This window comes from Flexivirga sp., from assembly GCF_051955415.1.
In the GTDB taxonomy this organism is placed as follows: domain Bacteria; phylum Actinomycetota; class Actinomycetes; order Actinomycetales; family Dermatophilaceae; genus Flexivirga.
In genome coordinates, this window is the sequence record NZ_JBQCGS010000075.1 from 1 (window position 1) to 16245 (window position 16245).

Consider the following 16245-nt stretch of genomic DNA (forward strand, 5'->3'; position numbering starts at 1 on the left):
CCAGCACCGGGTGGCCGGCCCGCGGCAGCTGGCGCGCGACGCTGTGCGGCCCGTGGTTGCCGCTGGGCAGCGACTCGGCCGAAGGATCGAAGCCGACATACATCGTGATCGGCCCGTCGGCGAGTGCCGTGCGCAACGCGGCCTCGTCGGTGGTCTGCGCCACCAAGCCACGCCACTGCAGCTCGTCGAAGATCTCGCTCACGATGTGTTCCGTCCTCTCGATGACACGGCGCGGCGAGTGCCGGCCGATGCAATGAATCAGATGCAGGTACAGCCTGCCGTATCAGCTCTCACGGCGACGACGCGGTTTCGCCGGGCGATACGCGGACACCGTCGGGTCGCCGTCGATCCAGTAACGCCACGGGTATGTCGCCCCGTCACCGCCGGGGCCGCTGACTCCCACCCGCGGACCGGCCCGAACCTGGTCCTCGGGCACCGGGTCGGCCCAGACCACCCGGACCGGGGAGTCGTCGTCGTGCAGGGGCGTGCCGTTGTCGCTCAACACGATGCCGAGCGCCTGCGTCAGGCAGGCCGGGCCCCGGGCCAGCTTGCGGTCCGGCACACCGCCCCGCCGTTCCCGTGCCAGCTCGACACCGTCGACGATCTCCCCGGCACGTAACAGGACTGCGGCGGCCCGCCCGTCGGGACCGCACACATAGTTGCAGCAGGTGTGCATGCCGTAGCTGAAGTAGCAGTACAACTGCCCGGCCGGTCCGAACATCACCTCGTTGCGCGGGGTGCGCCCGCGGAACGCGTGCGACCCGGGATCGGCCTCGCCGGCATACGCCTCGACCTCCGTGAGACGGGCTGTCACGCCGCGCCCGATGAGGTGAGCACCCAGCAGCCGGCGCGCCGTGCGGAACGGCTCAGCGGTGCGCATCGATCCAGGCCATGATCTCGTCGGCAGCCACTTCGGGGGTCCCGTCGGACGTGTCCAGCTGCAGGGCGTCGTCGGGCGCGGGCGTCGTGCCTCGGGCGACGATGTCGTCGACCCGCGAGGGGTCACGCAGTTTGTTGCGCACCGCCCGGTCCGGCCGGCTCAGCCGGCTGCGGAGCTGCTCGAGGTCGCAGCGGAGCCAGACCGGGTAGAAGTGGGCCCGACGCTGCGCGGCCAGCGCGCGGATGTCGTCCGCAGCCCGCGCATCCTGCGGGGTGTCCACCAGCCAGTTGGTCAGAATGTGTGAGATGTCGGCCGGCGCGGCGAGGATCGCTTCGTGCACGATGGCGCGCACCCGGCCGGCCATCGGGATGGCCTCCGGCGGCAGGTCACCCAAGCCGTTGACACCCAGCGCCGTGAACACCGGATCGTTGATCAGGTGGTTGTCGATCAACTTCGCGTCGCAGCGCTGCGCCAAGGCGGCGCCGATGGTGCGCTTGCCGCACGCGGGCGGGCCGACCAGCTGCACGATCATCGTCACGGCCGCAGTGTCGCAGACCATCCCCGCGGGGCTCGCCGCGCGCCCTGTGCACACGACAGGGCGACCGTACGGCACACCGCCGTCAGCCGACGCGCTGCGGATAGTCGATCGGTGTCGAGGCCCAGACCCGGGCGCGCGCCGACGCCTCCAGCGCCTGCTCCAGCTGCTCGGCGACCCGCACCGGCGCAGTGCCGCCGACCGCATCCCGCGATGCCAACGAGCCCTCGACGCTGAGCACCGAACGGACCGCGGGTGTCAATGCGGGGTGGATGGCGGCCAGATCCTGGTCGGACAGGTCCCACAGCTCGATGTCACGCGACTCGCAGACCTGCACGCACTCCCCGGCCACTTCGTGCGCGATCCGGAACGCCACTCCCTGCTTCACCAGCCACTCCGCGACGTCGGTGGCGAGCGCGAATCCTTGCGGTGCCAGGGAGTTCAACCGGTCAGGGTGGAAGGTCAACGTGCCGACCATCCCGGAGAACGCCGGGAGCAGCACCTCCAGGGTGTCGACGGCGTCGAAGACCGGCTCCTTGTCCTCCTGCAGGTCACGGTTGTATGCCAACGGGAGAGCCTTCAAGGTCGTCAGCAGGCCCGCCAGGTCACCGACCAACCGGCCTGCCTTGCCGCGCGCCAGCTCGGCCACGTCGGGATTCTTCTTCTGCGGCATGATGCTCGATCCGGTCGAGAACGCGTCGTCCAGCGTGACGAACGAGAACTCCTTGGTCGACCACAGCACCACCTCCTCCGCGATGCGCGAGATGTCCACGGCCGACATCGCGGCGACGAAACAGAATTCGGCCACGAAGTCGCGGCCGGCAGTGCCGTCGATCGAGTTGCGGGTCGACCGGCGGAAACCCAGGTCCGCGGCGACGGCTTGCGGGTCCAGGCCCAGCGAGGAACCGGCGAGCGCACCTGAGCCGTATGGCGATTCGTCGGCTCGGCGATCCCAGTCGCCGAACCGATCGACGTCCCGCAGCAGTGCCCACGCGTGCGCCAGCAGGTGGTGTGCCAGGAGCACCGGCTTCGCATGTTGCAGGTGCGTGCGCCCGGGCATGGCGACCGACAGGTGGGTGCGGGCCTGAGCGACCAGTGCGTCCACGACGTCCAGCACGAGGCCGGCGACGAGTCGGGCATGATCGCGTAGATACATCCGGAAAAGGGTGGCGACCTGATCGTTGCGGGAGCGACCGGCGCGCAACCGGCCGCCGACGTCGGCGCCGGCGCGTTCGATGAGTCCGCGCTCGAGGGCGGTGTGCACGTCCTCGTCGTCGGCGGCCGGCACGAAACTGCCGTCGTTCACGTCGCCAGCCAGCTGATCCAGCGCGGCGAGCATCGCGGCCAGCGATGCGTCGTCCAGCAGGCCCGCTGCGTGCAGCACGTTGGCGTGCGCCTTGGAGCCGGCGATGTCGTACGGCGCGAGACGCCAATCGAAGTGCGTCGACTTCGACAGCGCCGCCAACGCATCGGCCGGTCCCCCGGCGAAACGGCCACCCCACAGGCTGAGTCGTTCTTGGGCGTCGGTCACGGAAGTGCTCACTCTCAGGTCGTCGGGCTCTGGTCTGGTGTGTTCGTGGAATCGGCTCAGCCGGCCAGTTCGAGCAGATGGTCGCCCACGGCACCGGCTTCGCCGTCGGCGGCGATGATCAGGATCGTGTCATCGCCGGCGATGGTGCCCAGCACATGGTGCAGGTCCGCATGGTCGATGGCCGACGCCAGGAAGTTGGCGGCCCCGGGCGGCGTGCGCAACACCACCAGATTGCCGGAAATCGTTGCCGTCACGAGAAGTTCAGCGCAGATGCGCCGCAGGCGCGCGTCGGACTCGGAGTTGAGCCCACTGACCAGCGACCGGTCCCCGCCTTCGCTGGGGACGGCGTAGACCAACTGCCGCCCGTGCCGCACCTTGACCGCGCCGAGATCCAACAGATCGCGCGACAGCGTCGCCTGGGTCACCTGGATGCCGTCCGCCTTGAGGCGTTGCGCCAACGATGCCTGCGATCCGATCGACTCGCGGGTGAGCACCTCGACGATGCGCTGCTGCCGTGCGGTGCGGTTCGTAGCCAGCGGGCTGTCGTTCGTCATACTCGCTCGCTCGCTCCGCCCGCTCATGACTCGAGCAGGAACGACAGAACGGCCTTCTGCGCGTGCAACCGGTTCTCGGCCTCGTCCCAGACGACCGACTGCGGGCCGTCGATCACGTCCGCACTGATCTCGAAGCCGCGGTAGGCGGGCAGGCAGTGCATCACGATCGCGTGGTCGTCCGCGTGCGACACCAGCGCACCGTCGACGGCGTACTTGGCGAACGGGCTCTCAGCGCCCTTGCGGTCGCCGGCCTCCGCCTCCTGACCCATCGACACCCAGGTGTCGGTGATCACGACGTCGGCGGCCACGACCGCAGCGACCGGGTCGTCGGTGATCTGCACGGATCCGCCGGTGTGTGCAGCGATCTCGGCGGCTCGCTCGGCGATGTCCGCGCGTGGCTGATGCGTCCCCGGCGCACCGATCCGCACGTGCATGCCCGCGGTCGCTCCGCCCAGCAGGTAGGAGTGCGCCATGTTGTTGGCGCCGTCCCCGACATACGTCATCGTCAGTCCGGCCAACGTGCCTTTGTGTTCACGGATCGTCAGCAGATCGGCGAGGATCTGGCACGGGTGGAAGTCGTCGGTGAGCGCATTGATCACCGGCACCGCCGAATGTGCCGCCATTTGCTCGATATTCGCCTGCTCGTAGGTGCGCCATACGATCGCCGCGACCTGCCGGTCGAGGACCCGGGTGACGTCCGCGATCGACTCGCGGCTACCGATCTGGGCGAGCCGGCCGTCGACCGTCATCGGCTGACCACCGAGCTCGGCGACGCCGACGGTGAAGGACAACTGGGTCCGCAGCGTCGGCTTGTCGAAGATCAGCGCGACCACCCGCGGCCCCTGGAGCGGACGCAGTGCGAAGTGGTCCGCTTTGAGAGCTGCGGCGCGATCGAGCACCGCGGCCTGTTCGACCGGTGTCAGGTCGTCATCGCGCAGGAAGTGCCGGCTCATGCGGACATCGCCTCCTCGACGAGTGCTGGGAGCGCGGACACCAGGGTGTCCAACTGCTCGGGTTGTATGACGAGCGGTGGTGCCAGTCGGATCGCCTCGGGCGCCACAGGATTGACGATGAAGCCGGCCTCCCGCGCCGCTGTCGCGACCGCAGCGGCGATGGGCCGGTCGAAAACCACGGCACGCAGCAATCCCCGACCACGCACTCCGTCGACATGGGGGACGGATGCCTCCGTCAGCGAATGCGCGAACCGGGCGCCGGTCTGCTCGGTGTGGTCCAGCAGACGCTCCTGCTCGATGGTCTCCAGCACGGCCAGCCCAGCGGCAGCGGCGAGTGGGTTGCCGCCGAAGGTGGTGCCGTGCTGACCCGCCGTGAGCAGCCCGGACACCGCCGGACCGAAGGTGATCATGGCACCGATCGGTACACCGCCTCCGAGTCCCTTGGCGATGGTGATCGCGTCGGGGACGATGCCGGCGTGCTGGAAACCGAACCACCTGCCGGTGCGGCCGACACCGGTCTGGATCTCGTCGATGATCAGCAATGCGCCTGCAGCGGACGTGATGTCGCGCGCCTCGCGCAGAAAATCTGCCGCCGGTTCGATCACGCCGGCCTCACCCTGCACCGGCTCCAGCACCACGGCGCCGGTGGTCTCGTCCACCGCGGCACGCAGCGCGGCGATGTCGTCGTAGGGGACGTGGGCCACACCAGGCAGCAACGGCTCGAACGGCTCGCGGTAGGCGGCCTTGTGAGTGAGGGCCAGAGCCCCGGTGGTGCGCCCGTGGAACGCGTGCTCGGCGGCGACGATGCCGGTGCGTCCGGTCCGCCGTGACAGTTTGACGGCCGCCTCGATCGCCTCGGCGCCGGAGTTGCCGAAGAAGACCCTCGACCCCTCTGGAGCACCGGAGACCTCCAGCAGCTTCTCGGCGAGCATGATCTGGCCGGGCGACGTGAACAGATTGGACACGTGCAACGCCTCGGCGGCCTGTTTGGAGATCGCTGCGACCAGCGCCGGGTGACCGTGTCCCAACGCATTGACGGCGATGCCGCCGACCAGGTCGAGGTAACGGCGACCTTCGACGTCCCACACATAGCAGCCGTCCCCGTGATCGAGAACCAACGGCGGGGACCCGAACACGCCTAAGACGCTGTCCGAATACCGTTGCAACCATTCGGTGTTGGCGCTCACTCTGCCTCCTTGGTCTCGATACGCGGCTCGTTCCTCGCCGCTACTCGACCAGCGTCGGGGGTCACCGGCTCGTTGCTGCCACCCCACGAAGTTTCTCCCCCGCTTCGCTCCTCCGAATACTTCGCGGCGACCCCGACGTCCTTCGCACCTACTCGACCAGCGTCGGGGGTCACCGGCTCGTTGCTGCCACCCCACGAAGTTTCTCCCCCGCTTCGCTCCTCCGAATACTTCGCGGGGACCCCAACGTCCTTCGCACCTACTCGACCAGCGTCGGGGGTGACCGGGTCATCGGGGAGGATCATCGTGCCGATGCCCTCATCGGTGAAGATCTCCAGCAGGATGGAGTGAGCGGACCGCCCGTCGACGACGTGCGCCTGCGGCACGCCACCGCGTATGGCGCGCACGCACGCCTCGAGCTTGGGCACCATGCCGGCGTCGACCCGGCCCGTCAGCTCCTCGGCCTGGCTCACCGGCAGCGAACTGAGCAGGCTGTCGGGATCGGGCCACTGGGCGTAGATCCCCTCGACATCGGTGAGCACCACGAGCTTGTGGGCGCCCAACGCCACGGCGAGCGCTGCCGCGGCGGTGTCCGCGTTGACGTTGAGCACCTCACCATCGGAGTCGACGTCCGGTGCGACCGAGGACACCACCGGGATCCGGCCCGCGGCCAGCAGATCCTGGACGGCGGCTGGATTGACGGTCACCACGTCGCCCACGTGACCGATGTCCACGGTCTGCCCATCCACGACGGCGCCGCGCCGGCGAGCGCCGAAGAGTGCTGCGTCCTCGCCGGACAGCCCGACGGCCAGCGGGCCGTGGTGGTTGATCAGGCCGACGAGTTCTCGGGAGACCTGGCCGGTCAGCACCATTCGCACGACGTCCATGGCTTCGGACGACGTCACCCGCAGGCCGCCCTTGAACTCCGAGGCGATGTCGAGGCGGTCCAGCATCCGCTGGATCTGCGGGCCACCGCCGTGGACGACGACGGGACGCAGCCCGGCATACCGCAGGAACGCCACGTCCTGGGCGAAAGCCGACTTCAACTCGTCGTCGATCATGGCGTTGCCGCCGTACTTGACCACCACGAGCGCCCCGCGGAAACGCTCGAGCCAGGGCAGTGCCTGGACGAGCGTCGTGGCCTTGGCGGCTGCGGTCGCGAGGTCGGTGGGTATGCGCTTCATGTCGAGTAGGCCGAGTTCTCGTGGACGTAGTCGTGGGTCAGATCGTTGGTCCAGATGGTGGCCGACCGCTCCCCTGCCGCCAGATCGACGACGACGTGCACATCACGACCGGTGAGGTCGACCAACGAACGGTCCTCGCCCACCCCGCCGTCGCGGCAGACCTGAATCCCGTTGATGGACACCGCCAGCCGGTTCGGTTCGAACCGGGCCGCCGTCGTGCCGACAGCCGCGAGAATGCGGCCCCAGTTCGGGTCCCGGCCGAAGATCGCGCACTTGAAGAGGTTGTTGCGGGCGATCGAGCGACCGACTTCGAGCGCGTCGTCCAGGTCCGCTGCGCGCACCACCTCGATGGCGATGTCGTGGGCAGCGCCTTCGGCGTCACCGATGAGCTGCCGGGCGAGATCGGCGCACACCCGCGTGAGCGCATCGCCGAACTCCTCCGGGTCCGGCCGGAGTCCCGATGCGCCGGATGCCATCAGCAGCACCGTGTCGTTGGTCGACTGGCACCCGTCGGAGTCGATCCGGTCGAAGGTGACCGCTGTCGCGGCCCGCAACGCCGCGTCCGCGGACGCCTCGTCGAGCACAGCGTCGGTGGTGATCACCACCAGCATCGTGGCGAGCGAGGGGGCCAGCATGCCGGCGCCCTTCGCCATACCGCCGACGGTCCAGCCGTCGTTGCCGGCCACCGCCTGCTTGGGGACGGTGTCGGTGGTCATGATCGCCTCGGCCGCCGCAGGACCGCCGTGCGTCGACAGCGTTCCGGTCGCTCGGTCGGCACCGGCCAGCAGCTTCGGCATCGGCAGCAGTTCGCCGATCAGCCCGGTGGAGCACACCACGACGTCTCCGGCGGAGACCTCGAGCAGCGCCGCGACGTGCTCGGCGGTCCGGTGAGTATCCGCAAAGCCCTGAGCACCGGTGATCGCGTTGGCTCCGCCGGAGTTGAGGATCACCGCATCGGCGCGGCCGTCCGCCACCACCTGGCGCGACCAGGTGACCGGCGCGGCCTCGACGCGATTGCTGGTGAAGACCGCGGCCGCCACGTATGACGGACCGTCGTTGACCACCACGGCCAGATCCGGTTTGCCGCTCGGCTTGAGCCCCGCAACGACGCCTGCGGCCCGAAAGCCCTGTGCTGCAGTCACACTCATTGGTCTACTCCTTGGGTGGTCTCGATACGGGCCTCGTTCCTCCGCCCTACTCGACCGACGTCGTGGCTTTGCCGGTTCACGGCGCCACCCCGGTGGTGGGCAGGCCGAGCGTCTCGTCGAACCCGCACGCCAGGTTGAGGCATTGGACGGCTCCCCCGGCGGTGCCCTTGGTCAGGTTGTCGATCGCGGCGACCACCACCAGCCGGCCGACCCGCTGGTCGACGGCCAGCTGCACCTGGACGTTGTTGGATCCGAGCACGGCGCCGGTCGTCGGCCAGCTGTCCTCCGGCAGCAGTTGCACGAAGGACTCCTCGTCATACGCCTCCGCATAGGCGGCGCGCACCTGCGCGGTCGTGGTTCCCGGCGTCACCTTCGCCGAGCAGGTGGCCAGGATGCCCCGGGGCATCGGAGCCAGGGTCGGGGTGACGGACACCGCCGTCGCCCGGCCGCCCGCGCGCGCGAGGTTCTGCTCGATCTCGGGTGTATGGCGATGGACGCCGCCCACGCCGTACGGGCTCATCGAACTCATGGCCTCAGCAGCGAGCAGGTGCGGCTTGAGCGATCTTCCGGCCCCCGACGTCCCGCTGGCCGCGACGATGACCACGTCGCCGGTCACCACGCCGGACGCGAATGCCGGCGCCAGTGCGAGGGACGTCGCGGTCGGGTAGCAACCGGGCACGGCGACGTGGGAGGCACCGATCAGTTGGGTGCGCTGCTTCACGCCGCCCTCGATCACGAGTTCGGGCATGCCGTAGACCCACGTGCCCGCGTGCGCGGAGCCGTAGAACTCCTGCCAGGCGGCCGGATCGGCCAGCCGGAAGTCCGCACCGCAGTCGATCACCGTCACGTCCGCGGGCAGTTCCGCGGCCAACTGTGCGGACGCACCGTGCGGCAGCGCGAGAAACACCACGTCGTGACCGGCCAGCGTCTGCGCGCTGGTGGGCAGCAACACCCGGTCGGCCAGCGGTGCCAGCTGCGGATGGTGCCGGCCCAGCCGATCACCCGCCGATGACGCCGCCGTCACCGCGCCGATCGTCACCTCGGGATGACCGACGAGCAGGCGAAGGATCTCTCCACCGGCATAGCCACTGGCTCCGGCGACTGCAACTGACACCACCTGCATGACTATACATGCTCACGCATATTCATGCCTATCGACAGGCTCGCGCACCGGCGACAAGGCACCCCGGCGTCGTGCGACACAGCAGACCGGAACCGGGCCGAATCGCCGGTCCTGTCGAGGAACGCATGGCCGGTCGCGAAAAGAGCGTTCAGGCGCGCTGCACGGCGCCTGTGGCGGCACCCGCTGCGGCGACCGCGGAGTCCCGGGCGGCGTTGACCTCCTCGGTCGTCAAGGTGCGGTCCGGCGCGCGGAAGGTCATCCGGTAGGCCAACGACTTCTTGCCGGCACCGGCCTGGTCGCCCTGGTAGGCGTCGAAGAGATGGATCGACTCCAGCAGCGTCCCGGCCCCGTCCCGCAACGCGGACTCCACCGATGCTGCGACCACGCCGCGGTCGACGACGAGCGCGACGTCGCTGGTCGCCGCCGGCAGCGTGCTGATCGGTGCAGAGGTGACCGGGCGGTCACTGGCCGCGATGAGCACGTCCAGATCGATCTCGGCGCCGACGGTGCGCGCGGGCAGCCCGAGCTGTTGCAGGACCTTCGGGTGCAGTTCACCGGCATGCCCGACGAGGGTGCCGTCGGCGAGGGCGAACTCGGCACAGCGTCCGGGATGGTATGGCGCTACGTCCGCCGCCGCGACCTGCACCGGCACGGCCAGCGCCTCGGCGATCCCACGGACAGCGGCGACCGCGTCGCTCCAGTCGGCAGGACGACCGCCACCCCACCAGCCGCTGCGGACGGACTCACCGGTCATCAACAGCCCGAGGTGGCGCGGCTGGCGCGGTACTGCCGCGCGAATGCGTTGCAGCAGCGCGGGATCGGGCTGGACGCCGACGGGTGAGGATGGCGCCGGCTGCTGCGGGCCCTCCTGCGCGAGGACGAGCCCCTGCTCGAACAGGGCGACGTCCTTGAAGCCCCGTGCGATGTTGCGCTTCAGCGCGTCGACCATGGTCGACAGCAGCGAGATCCGCATCAGCGGTTGTTCCTCGGACAGCGGGTTGGCGATGCGCACCGTGCGCTCCCGCGCGGCATCCATCGGATAGCCCAGGGCCGCGTGCCGCTCGTCGCTCGTGAACGGCGCCGACCAGATCTCGCTGAAACCTTGCGCGGCGAGGAGATTCGCCACCAACCGGCGCATGTGCTGGCCGTGCGTGAGGCCGCGGCCGCCGGGCGGCGTGGGCAGCACGGACGGGATCTTCTCGTAGCCGACGACCCGGGCGACTTCCTCGACCAGGTCCGGACCCGTGTGCAGGTCGGGGCGCCACGACGGCGGCGTCACCGACCAGGTTGCGCCGTCGCGGTCCACGTCGCAGCCGACGTCCTGCAGCACCTTCGCGACCTGGTCGTCGTCATACGGCATGCCGACCAGCCGCGACGCCAGCCCGGGATCGAAGGAGATCGCGGGCGCCGTCGCGGTGTGGTTCACGTCGGTGACGCCGGCGTCGGGGGTGCCGCCGCCGAATTTCACCAGCAACTGCACCACCAGTTCGACGGCGGCCGGCGCGAGTTGCGGATCCACCCCTCGCTCGAACCGCTTGGACGCCTCGGAGGGCAACTTGTGCCGTCGGGCGGACCGCGCGACGGTGATCGGATCGAAGTGGGCGCCCTCGATCAGGACGTCCGTGGTCACGTCACTCACCTCGGAGTCGAAGCCACCCATGACACCTGCGATGCCCAGCCCTCGCTCGCCGCCGTCGGTGATCAGCAGGTCCTCGGGGAAGAGCGAACGCTCCGAACCGTCAAGGGTTTTCAGCTTCTCGCCGACGCGCGCGCGTCGTACGACGATGGGACCGTCGATCGTCGCCAGATCGTAGGCGTGCAACGGCTGGCCCAGCCCGAGCATCACGTAGTTGGTGACGTCGACCGGCAGCGAGATCGGCCGCATGCCCGCCTCGGTGAGCCGCGTCGCCATCCACGTCGGGGTCGGCGCCGAGACGTCGACGCCGCGCACCACTCTGGCGACGAACCGATCGCAGCCCACCACGCCGCGCAGCGGTGCATCGTCCTCGATCCGGACCTGCGGACCCTGCGCGTTGCCCGGCGGGGCGGCTGCCGCAAGACCCGCGACCGGGTCGGTGAAGTCGTTGCCCTCGGACAGGGCGTACTCGCGGGCCACACCTCGGATGGCGAAGCAGTACCCGCGATCCGGCGTGACGTTGATCTCAATGGTCTCCCGGTCCAGCCCGAGCAGCGGTATGGCGTCCTGCCCCGGCTCCAGCACAACGTCCGGAACCCGCTCGGCGAGCCGGATGATGCCGCCCGAGCCGTCGTCCGGCAGGCCGAGTTCGTCGGCGGCACAGATCATCCCGGCGGACACGTGCCCGTAGGTCTTGCGTGCCGAGATGGCGAAACCACCCGGGAGTTCGGCTCCCGGAAGCACCACGACCACCAGGTCGCCGACCTCGAAATTGTGCGCGCCGCACACGATCCCCTGGGGTGCGCCGGTGCCGTTCGCCTCGCCGACATCGACCGAGCACCAGTTGATCGTCTTGCCGTTCTTCTGCGGTTCCGGCTCCTTGGACAGGACCTTCCCGACGACGAGCGGGCCGGTGATCTCGCCGCCGTGCAGGCCCTCCTCCTCCAGCCCGACACGCACCAGCGATGCGGCGACCTCGGCGCCGGTCACACCGGCCGGGAGTGCGGCGTACTCGCCCAGCCAATCCAACGGAATCCGCATCAGATCTCCATCCCGAACTGCGCGTCGAAGCGCACGTCGCCCTCGATCAGCTCCCGCATGTCCGATTGCCCGGTGCGGAACTGCAATGCTCTGTCGATGCCCATGCCGAACGCGAACCCCGAGTAGACGTCGGGGTCCACACCGCACGCCAGCAGGACGTTGCGGTTGACCATCCCGCAGCCACCCCACTCGATCCAGCCGGTGCCGCTGCACGAGCGGCAGTCCGGGTCGGTGCCGCGACACACGAAGCAGCGCAGGTCCATCTCGGCGGACGGCTCGGTGAACGGGAAGAATGACGGCCGCAATCGGGTGGTGATGCCCTCGCCGAAGAGTTCGCCGGCCATCCGGTCCAGTGTGCCCTTCAGATGCGCCATGGTGATGCCCTTGTCCACGGCGATGCCCTCGATCTGGTGGAACGCCGGCATGTGGGTCGCGTCCAGGTCATCGGTCCGGTAGACCCGGCCGATGCAGCCGACATACAGCGGGACGCCACGCTCGAGCAGTGAGCGGGCCTGCACCGGGGAGGTGTGCGTGCGCAGCACCAGACCGCTGTCCTCCGGTGCGATGTAGAAGGTGTCCTGCATCTGCCGCGCCGGGTGATCGACGTCGAAGTTGAGCGCGTCGAAGTTGAACCATTCGGCCTCGACCTCGGGCCCCTCGGCGATCTCCCAGCCCATGCCGACCAGGATGTCCGCGATCCGCTCGCCCATCAGGTCGACCGGGTGGCGCCGGCCGAGCGGTCGGCGGCCGGGCACCATCGTCACGTCGACGGCTTCCTCGACCAGGATCCGCTCGTCGCGCTCGGTCTCCAGCTGGGCCTGCCGCTCCTTGAGTGCCGCACCGACCTGACCACGAGCGGTGCCGACCCGCTTGCCGGCCTCCGCCTTCGCCGAGGGGGGCAACGCCCCGATCTCCCGGTTGGCCAGCGCGAGCGGACTCTTGTCACCCTGATGGGCGATGCGCGCCGCCTTCAAATCCTCCAGGCTCGCCGCGGCCGCGAAGGCCTGCAGCGCCTCCTGGACGGCTTGCTCGATGACGGCAGGATCGAGGGCGGCCACCTCGACGGGATCGTATGACGTGTTCGGACCAGACACGGTCGGCAAGTCTATTAGGTGGGCGGTGGTCGCGTTTCAGCCGCTCACCGGCGGTCCGCGCTGGCGTACATGCACACGGTCGCCGCGAGCGCGAGGTTCAGCGACTCGGCGTGACCGTGGATCGGCACGCGCACGACGTCGTCGGCCAGCGCGCGGATCCCCTCGTGCAGTCCCCACGCCTCGTTGCCCATCAGCCAGGCGTGCGGGCCGGACAGGTCGGCGTCCGGCAACAACGTCGTGCCGGCGCCATCGGCCGCCAGCACCCGGCGGCCGCGGGCGTGGCACGCGGCGACGAGGTCGCTGACGTCGCCGCCGAGCGCGATCGGCAGGTGCCAGAGTGATCCTGCGGTGGAACGCACGACCTTGGGGTTGTAGAGATCGACGCTCGCATCCGACAGGATCACGGCACGCGCTCCCGCCGCGTCCGCGGACCGTATGACGGTGCCGGCATTGCCCGGATCGCGCACGTGCGACAGGACCGCCACGAAGCCGTCATCGGCGGCGAGCGCCTGTGCGACCGGTACGTCCACCGGTCGGCACACCGCCACGATGCCCTGTGGGTGCTGGGTGTCGACCAGTGCGCTCATCACGGCCGCGTCGCAGTGGTGCAGGCGGATGCGGGCACCGTCGGCGTCATGCGCCAGCGCAAGGAGATCGCCGTGCCTGTCGCGGGCGGCGTCGTCGACATACAGCTCGAGGATGGTGCGCGGCGCGAACCGCAGCACCTCACGCACGCCCTGTGGACCGTCCACCACGAACCGACCGGCACGCTGACGCGCCGAACGCCGGCCCAGTGCCCGGACCGCCCGCACCCGCTCCGCGCGGGGATTGGTGAGGACGGACGGAGTCACTGGACCGGCGTTCCGAAGGTGCGGTGCGTCGCGTCAGGCGACGGAGTCGGCCTTGGCGTCGGTCGCCGGCACGTTGGCCTTGGCGATCTCGACGAGCGCGGTGAAGGCAGCGGCATCATTGACGGCCAGCTCGGCGAGCATGCGGCGGTCGACCTCGACCTCGGCCGCCTTCAGGCCCTGGATGAACCGGTTGTAGGTCATCCCGTTGGCGCGGGCGCCGGCGTTGATGCGCTGGATCCAGAGGCGACGGAAGTCACCCTTGCGGGCGCGGCGGTCCCGGTAGCTGTAACCCATGCTGTGGGTGACCTGCTCCTTGGCCTTGCGGTAGAGCCGCGAACGCTGTCCGCGGTAGCCGCTGGCCTGCTCCAGAACGGTCCGACGCTTCTTCTGGGCGTTGACCGCCCGCTTCACGCGTGCCACGTGAATCTCCTTCTAGTACGTGTGGGTTCGGGTGAAGTGGGGCTTACTTGCCCAGCAGCTTCTTGATCTTCTTGCTGTCGGCGGCCGACGCCTCGACGTCGGGCACCAGGCGACGCGCCTGGCTGCTGGTGCGCTCCTGGAACTTGTGCACGTGGCGCGCACGCTGCCGGATGACCTTGCCGGACCCGCTGATCTTGAAGCGCTTCTTGGCGCCACTGTGGGTCTTCATCTTCGGCATAGCCAATCTCCTTCGTTACGTGGTGTACCCGCCTGCCGGTGAGGGCGGGCTGGCTTGCGGACTCTCGCGCGCTGCGCGAGATGGCTCGGAGTGCTCGCCGGCACTCGAGGAGTTCAGGCGTCGGCGCTCGCAGTCTGCTCTGCTTGCGCCTGCTCGCGGCGGCGACGGCCCTCGGCGCGTGCCTCCGCCTTCTTCTTGGTGGGTCCCAGCACCATGATCATGTTGCGGCCGTCCTGCTTGGGCGCGCTCTCCACGAAGCCCAACTCCTGGACGTCGTCGGCCAGACGCTGCAGCAGCCGGAAACCGAGCTCCGGCCGGGACTGCTCGCGTCCGCGGAACATGATCGTCACCTTGACCTTGTCGCCCGCCGACAGGAACCGCTCGACATGGCCCTTCTTGGTGCCGTAGTCGTGCGGGTCGATCTTCGGGCGGAGCTTGATCTCCTTGATGACGGTGTTGACCTGGTTCTTGCGCGACTCACGGGCCTTCATGGCGGCTTCGTACTTGAACTTGCCGTAGTCCATGAGCTTTGCCACGGGCGGCTTGGCCATGGGTGCGACCTCGACCAGGTCGAGATCTGCTTCAGCGGCCAGACGCAACGCGTCCTCGACGCGCACGATCCCGACCTGCTCTCCGTTCGGCCCAACCAACCGCACTTCCGGAACCCGGATGCGGTCGTTGATACGAGGCTCAGCGCTGATGTGAAGCTCCTTCGTTCGTGTTCGTGGTGCTGCGGTTGCTGCGGGAAACGAAGAAAGGCTCCTCGTCACCCATCGTGGTGCGCGAGAAGCCTCTGCCTGCAGCACAGCGTCGACACATGCAGTCACCGCGGCGTCATACGCTGCGAGTGACGACTGCTCGTCACTGGACCGGACCTGGCGACATGCCTGCCGCTCGAGGTGGAAGCTTCAGCTCCTCTTGCACACTGCTCCGGCACGCGCCGGACCAGTCGGTGACAACCATGCTATCGCCTGCGGCGAGGAGCACGAAATCGGGCCGCACCGACCATCAGGTCTCTCCCCTACCATGATCGCGCTCGGGACGCCGGAAGGAGACCGCCCACCCATGCGCACCACACTGCGCCGCTGCGCACTCGGCGTCGGCGCGCTGATCGCCGCCGCCCTCGCCGGCGGCTCGGCGGTGGCTCAGCCGGGACAGAGCACACCGTCGGCGGCGCCCAGTCCGGGGCGCCCCTTCGTCGGCGTGATCTTCGCGCCGCACGCCGACCAGCAGAGCTGCACGGCCACTGTGATCAACTCGCACACCGGCGATCTGGTGCTGACCGCCGCGCACTGCGTGTCGGGTTCCGGCGCCGGGTGGACCTTCGCGCCGGACTGGCACAGCGGAAAGACCCCGGAAGGTCGCTGGACGGTCACCGCCGCGTACGCGCTGCCGGGGTGGCTGCAGGATCAGGATCCGCAGCAGGACATGGCCATGTTGAAGGTCGCGCCGCAGACGATCGACGGCCACCCGCGCACGCTGCAATCGGTCACCGGCGCGGCCGACGTCGGCCTGGCGCCCGCCTCCGGACAGGTGGTGACCGACGTCGCGTACAACAACGACGCGGACGAACCCATCGACTGCACGACGACCGTCTACTGGACCGAGGGCCACCCCAGCTTCGACTGCCACGGTTACGTCGGCGGCAGCAGCGGCAGTCCATGGCTGGTCACCAGCGCAGGCCGCCCGAAGGTGGTCGGGATGATCGGCGGCCTCAACCAGGGCGGTTGCGTGGAGTCCACGTCGTATTCCTCGGCGTTCGGCGCCAACATCGTGTCGCTGTGGTTGCACGCCGAGGGCGCACTGCAGGACGACGTGCTGCCGGCGCCGGGTCCGGACGGCTGCTAGCCCGTCCCGGCGCGCGGTGCGCCGG

At 69.4% G+C, this 16245-nt stretch carries 15 protein-coding genes and 2 pseudogenes; 1 reads left to right on the plus strand and 16 read right to left on the minus strand.

Annotated elements, in window-relative coordinates:
- The 16 genes and pseudogenes from ACTHL4_RS12525 to infC all read right to left on the minus strand — a co-directional run.
- Positions 1-202 (minus strand): annotated as a pseudogene (locus ACTHL4_RS12525) (tyrosine--tRNA ligase); the annotation flags it as partial.
- A gap of 81 nt (positions 203-283) precedes the next feature.
- Complete coding sequence (locus ACTHL4_RS12530) at positions 284-880, minus strand: DNA-3-methyladenine glycosylase (protein WP_440283101.1); 597 nt, start codon at positions 878-880, stop codon at positions 284-286.
- Complete coding sequence (locus ACTHL4_RS12535) at positions 867-1418, minus strand: hypothetical protein (protein ID WP_440283102.1); 552 nt, start codon at positions 1416-1418, stop codon at positions 867-869. Before ACTHL4_RS12535 ends, ACTHL4_RS12530 begins: the two co-directional genes overlap by 14 nt.
- 82 nt (positions 1419-1500) lie before the next feature.
- A complete protein-coding gene (gene argH, locus ACTHL4_RS12540) occupies positions 1501-2958 on the minus strand; it encodes an argininosuccinate lyase (RefSeq protein ID WP_440283103.1) in 1458 nt (485 codons plus the stop codon).
- 44 nt (positions 2959-3002) lie between these two features.
- Positions 3003-3500 carry an arginine repressor gene (locus ACTHL4_RS12545; RefSeq protein ID WP_440283104.1) on the minus strand — a complete coding sequence of 166 codons (498 nt, stop codon included), beginning with the start codon at positions 3498-3500 and terminating at the stop codon, positions 3003-3005.
- Positions 3501-3523: 23 nt separating this feature from the next.
- A complete protein-coding gene (gene argF / locus ACTHL4_RS12550; RefSeq protein WP_440283105.1) occupies positions 3524-4453 on the minus strand; it encodes an ornithine carbamoyltransferase in 930 nt (309 codons plus the stop codon).
- Positions 4450-5640 carry an acetylornithine transaminase gene (locus ACTHL4_RS12555; protein WP_440283106.1) on the minus strand — a complete coding sequence of 397 codons (1191 nt, stop codon included), beginning with the start codon at positions 5638-5640 and terminating at the stop codon, positions 4450-4452. The genes argF and ACTHL4_RS12555 overlap by 4 nt, the downstream gene beginning before the upstream one ends.
- A gap of 284 nt (positions 5641-5924) precedes the next feature.
- Positions 5925-6821: pseudogene (gene argB / locus ACTHL4_RS12560) on the minus strand (acetylglutamate kinase); the annotation flags it as partial.
- A complete protein-coding gene (gene argJ / locus ACTHL4_RS12565) occupies positions 6818-7969 on the minus strand; it encodes a bifunctional glutamate N-acetyltransferase/amino-acid acetyltransferase ArgJ (protein WP_440283107.1) in 1152 nt (383 codons plus the stop codon). The pseudogene argB and the gene argJ, both read right to left, overlap by 4 nt.
- A 76-nt stretch (positions 7970-8045) precedes the next feature.
- Positions 8046-9092: an N-acetyl-gamma-glutamyl-phosphate reductase gene (gene argC / locus ACTHL4_RS12570; protein WP_440283108.1), complete on the minus strand. Its 1047-nt coding sequence runs from the start codon at positions 9090-9092 to the stop codon at positions 8046-8048.
- 148 nt (positions 9093-9240) lie between these two features.
- Positions 9241-11769, minus strand: a complete 2529-nt coding sequence (gene pheT / locus ACTHL4_RS12575) for a phenylalanine--tRNA ligase subunit beta (protein ID WP_440283109.1) — start codon at positions 11767-11769, stop codon at positions 9241-9243.
- The gene (gene pheS / locus ACTHL4_RS12580; RefSeq protein WP_440283110.1) at positions 11769-12863 is read right to left on the minus strand and encodes a phenylalanine--tRNA ligase subunit alpha; all 1095 of its coding nucleotides are present in this window, start codon (positions 12861-12863) and stop codon (positions 11769-11771) included. The genes pheT and pheS overlap by 1 nt, the downstream gene beginning before the upstream one ends.
- A 44-nt stretch (positions 12864-12907) precedes the next feature.
- Positions 12908-13714, minus strand: coding sequence for a TrmH family RNA methyltransferase (locus ACTHL4_RS12585; RefSeq protein ID WP_440283111.1), 807 nt, complete (start codon positions 13712-13714; stop codon positions 12908-12910).
- A 33-nt stretch (positions 13715-13747) separates the two neighbouring features.
- Positions 13748-14134: a 50S ribosomal protein L20 gene (rplT, locus tag ACTHL4_RS12590; RefSeq protein ID WP_440283112.1), complete on the minus strand. Its 387-nt coding sequence runs from the start codon at positions 14132-14134 to the stop codon at positions 13748-13750.
- 43 nt (positions 14135-14177) lie between these two features.
- Entirely contained in the window at positions 14178-14372 is a 195-nt protein-coding gene (gene rpmI / locus ACTHL4_RS12595; protein WP_325551201.1) for a 50S ribosomal protein L35, read from the minus strand.
- Between the two features lie 113 nt (positions 14373-14485).
- Positions 14486-15028 carry a translation initiation factor IF-3 gene (infC, locus tag ACTHL4_RS12600; protein ID WP_440283113.1) on the minus strand — a complete coding sequence of 181 codons (543 nt, stop codon included), beginning with the start codon at positions 15026-15028 and terminating at the stop codon, positions 14486-14488.
- A 409-nt stretch (positions 15029-15437) separates the two neighbouring features.
- Here infC and ACTHL4_RS12605 point away from each other — a divergent pair, with 409 nt between their 5' ends.
- On the plus strand, positions 15438-16220 hold the full coding sequence (locus ACTHL4_RS12605; protein ID WP_440283114.1) for a trypsin-like serine peptidase: 783 nt from the start codon (positions 15438-15440) through the stop codon (positions 16218-16220).
- The last annotated feature ends 25 nt before the right edge of the window (positions 16221-16245 follow it).

Coding starts and splice junctions, on each gene's coding strand:
- ACTHL4_RS12530 (WP_440283101.1), bottom strand. CDS start 880: ATGCGCACCGCTGAGCCGTTCCGCACGGCGCGCCGGCTGCTGGGTGCT.
- ACTHL4_RS12545 (WP_440283104.1), bottom strand. CDS start 3,500: ATGACGAACGACAGCCCGCTGGCTACGAACCGCACCGCACGGCAGCAG.
- argF (WP_440283105.1), bottom strand. CDS start 4,453: ATGAGCCGGCACTTCCTGCGCGATGACGACCTGACACCGGTCGAACAG.
- argJ (WP_440283107.1), bottom strand. CDS start 7,969: ATGAGTGTGACTGCAGCACAGGGCTTTCGGGCCGCAGGCGTCGTTGCG.
- argC (WP_440283108.1), bottom strand. CDS start 9,092: ATGCAGGTGGTGTCAGTTGCAGTCGCCGGAGCCAGTGGCTATGCCGGT.
- pheT (WP_440283109.1), bottom strand. CDS start 11,769: ATGCGGATTCCGTTGGATTGGCTGGGCGAGTACGCCGCACTCCCGGCC.
- rpmI (WP_325551201.1), bottom strand. CDS start 14,372: ATGCCGAAGATGAAGACCCACAGTGGCGCCAAGAAGCGCTTCAAGATC.
- ACTHL4_RS12605 (WP_440283114.1), top strand. CDS start 15,438: ATGCGCACCACACTGCGCCGCTGCGCACTCGGCGTCGGCGCGCTGATC.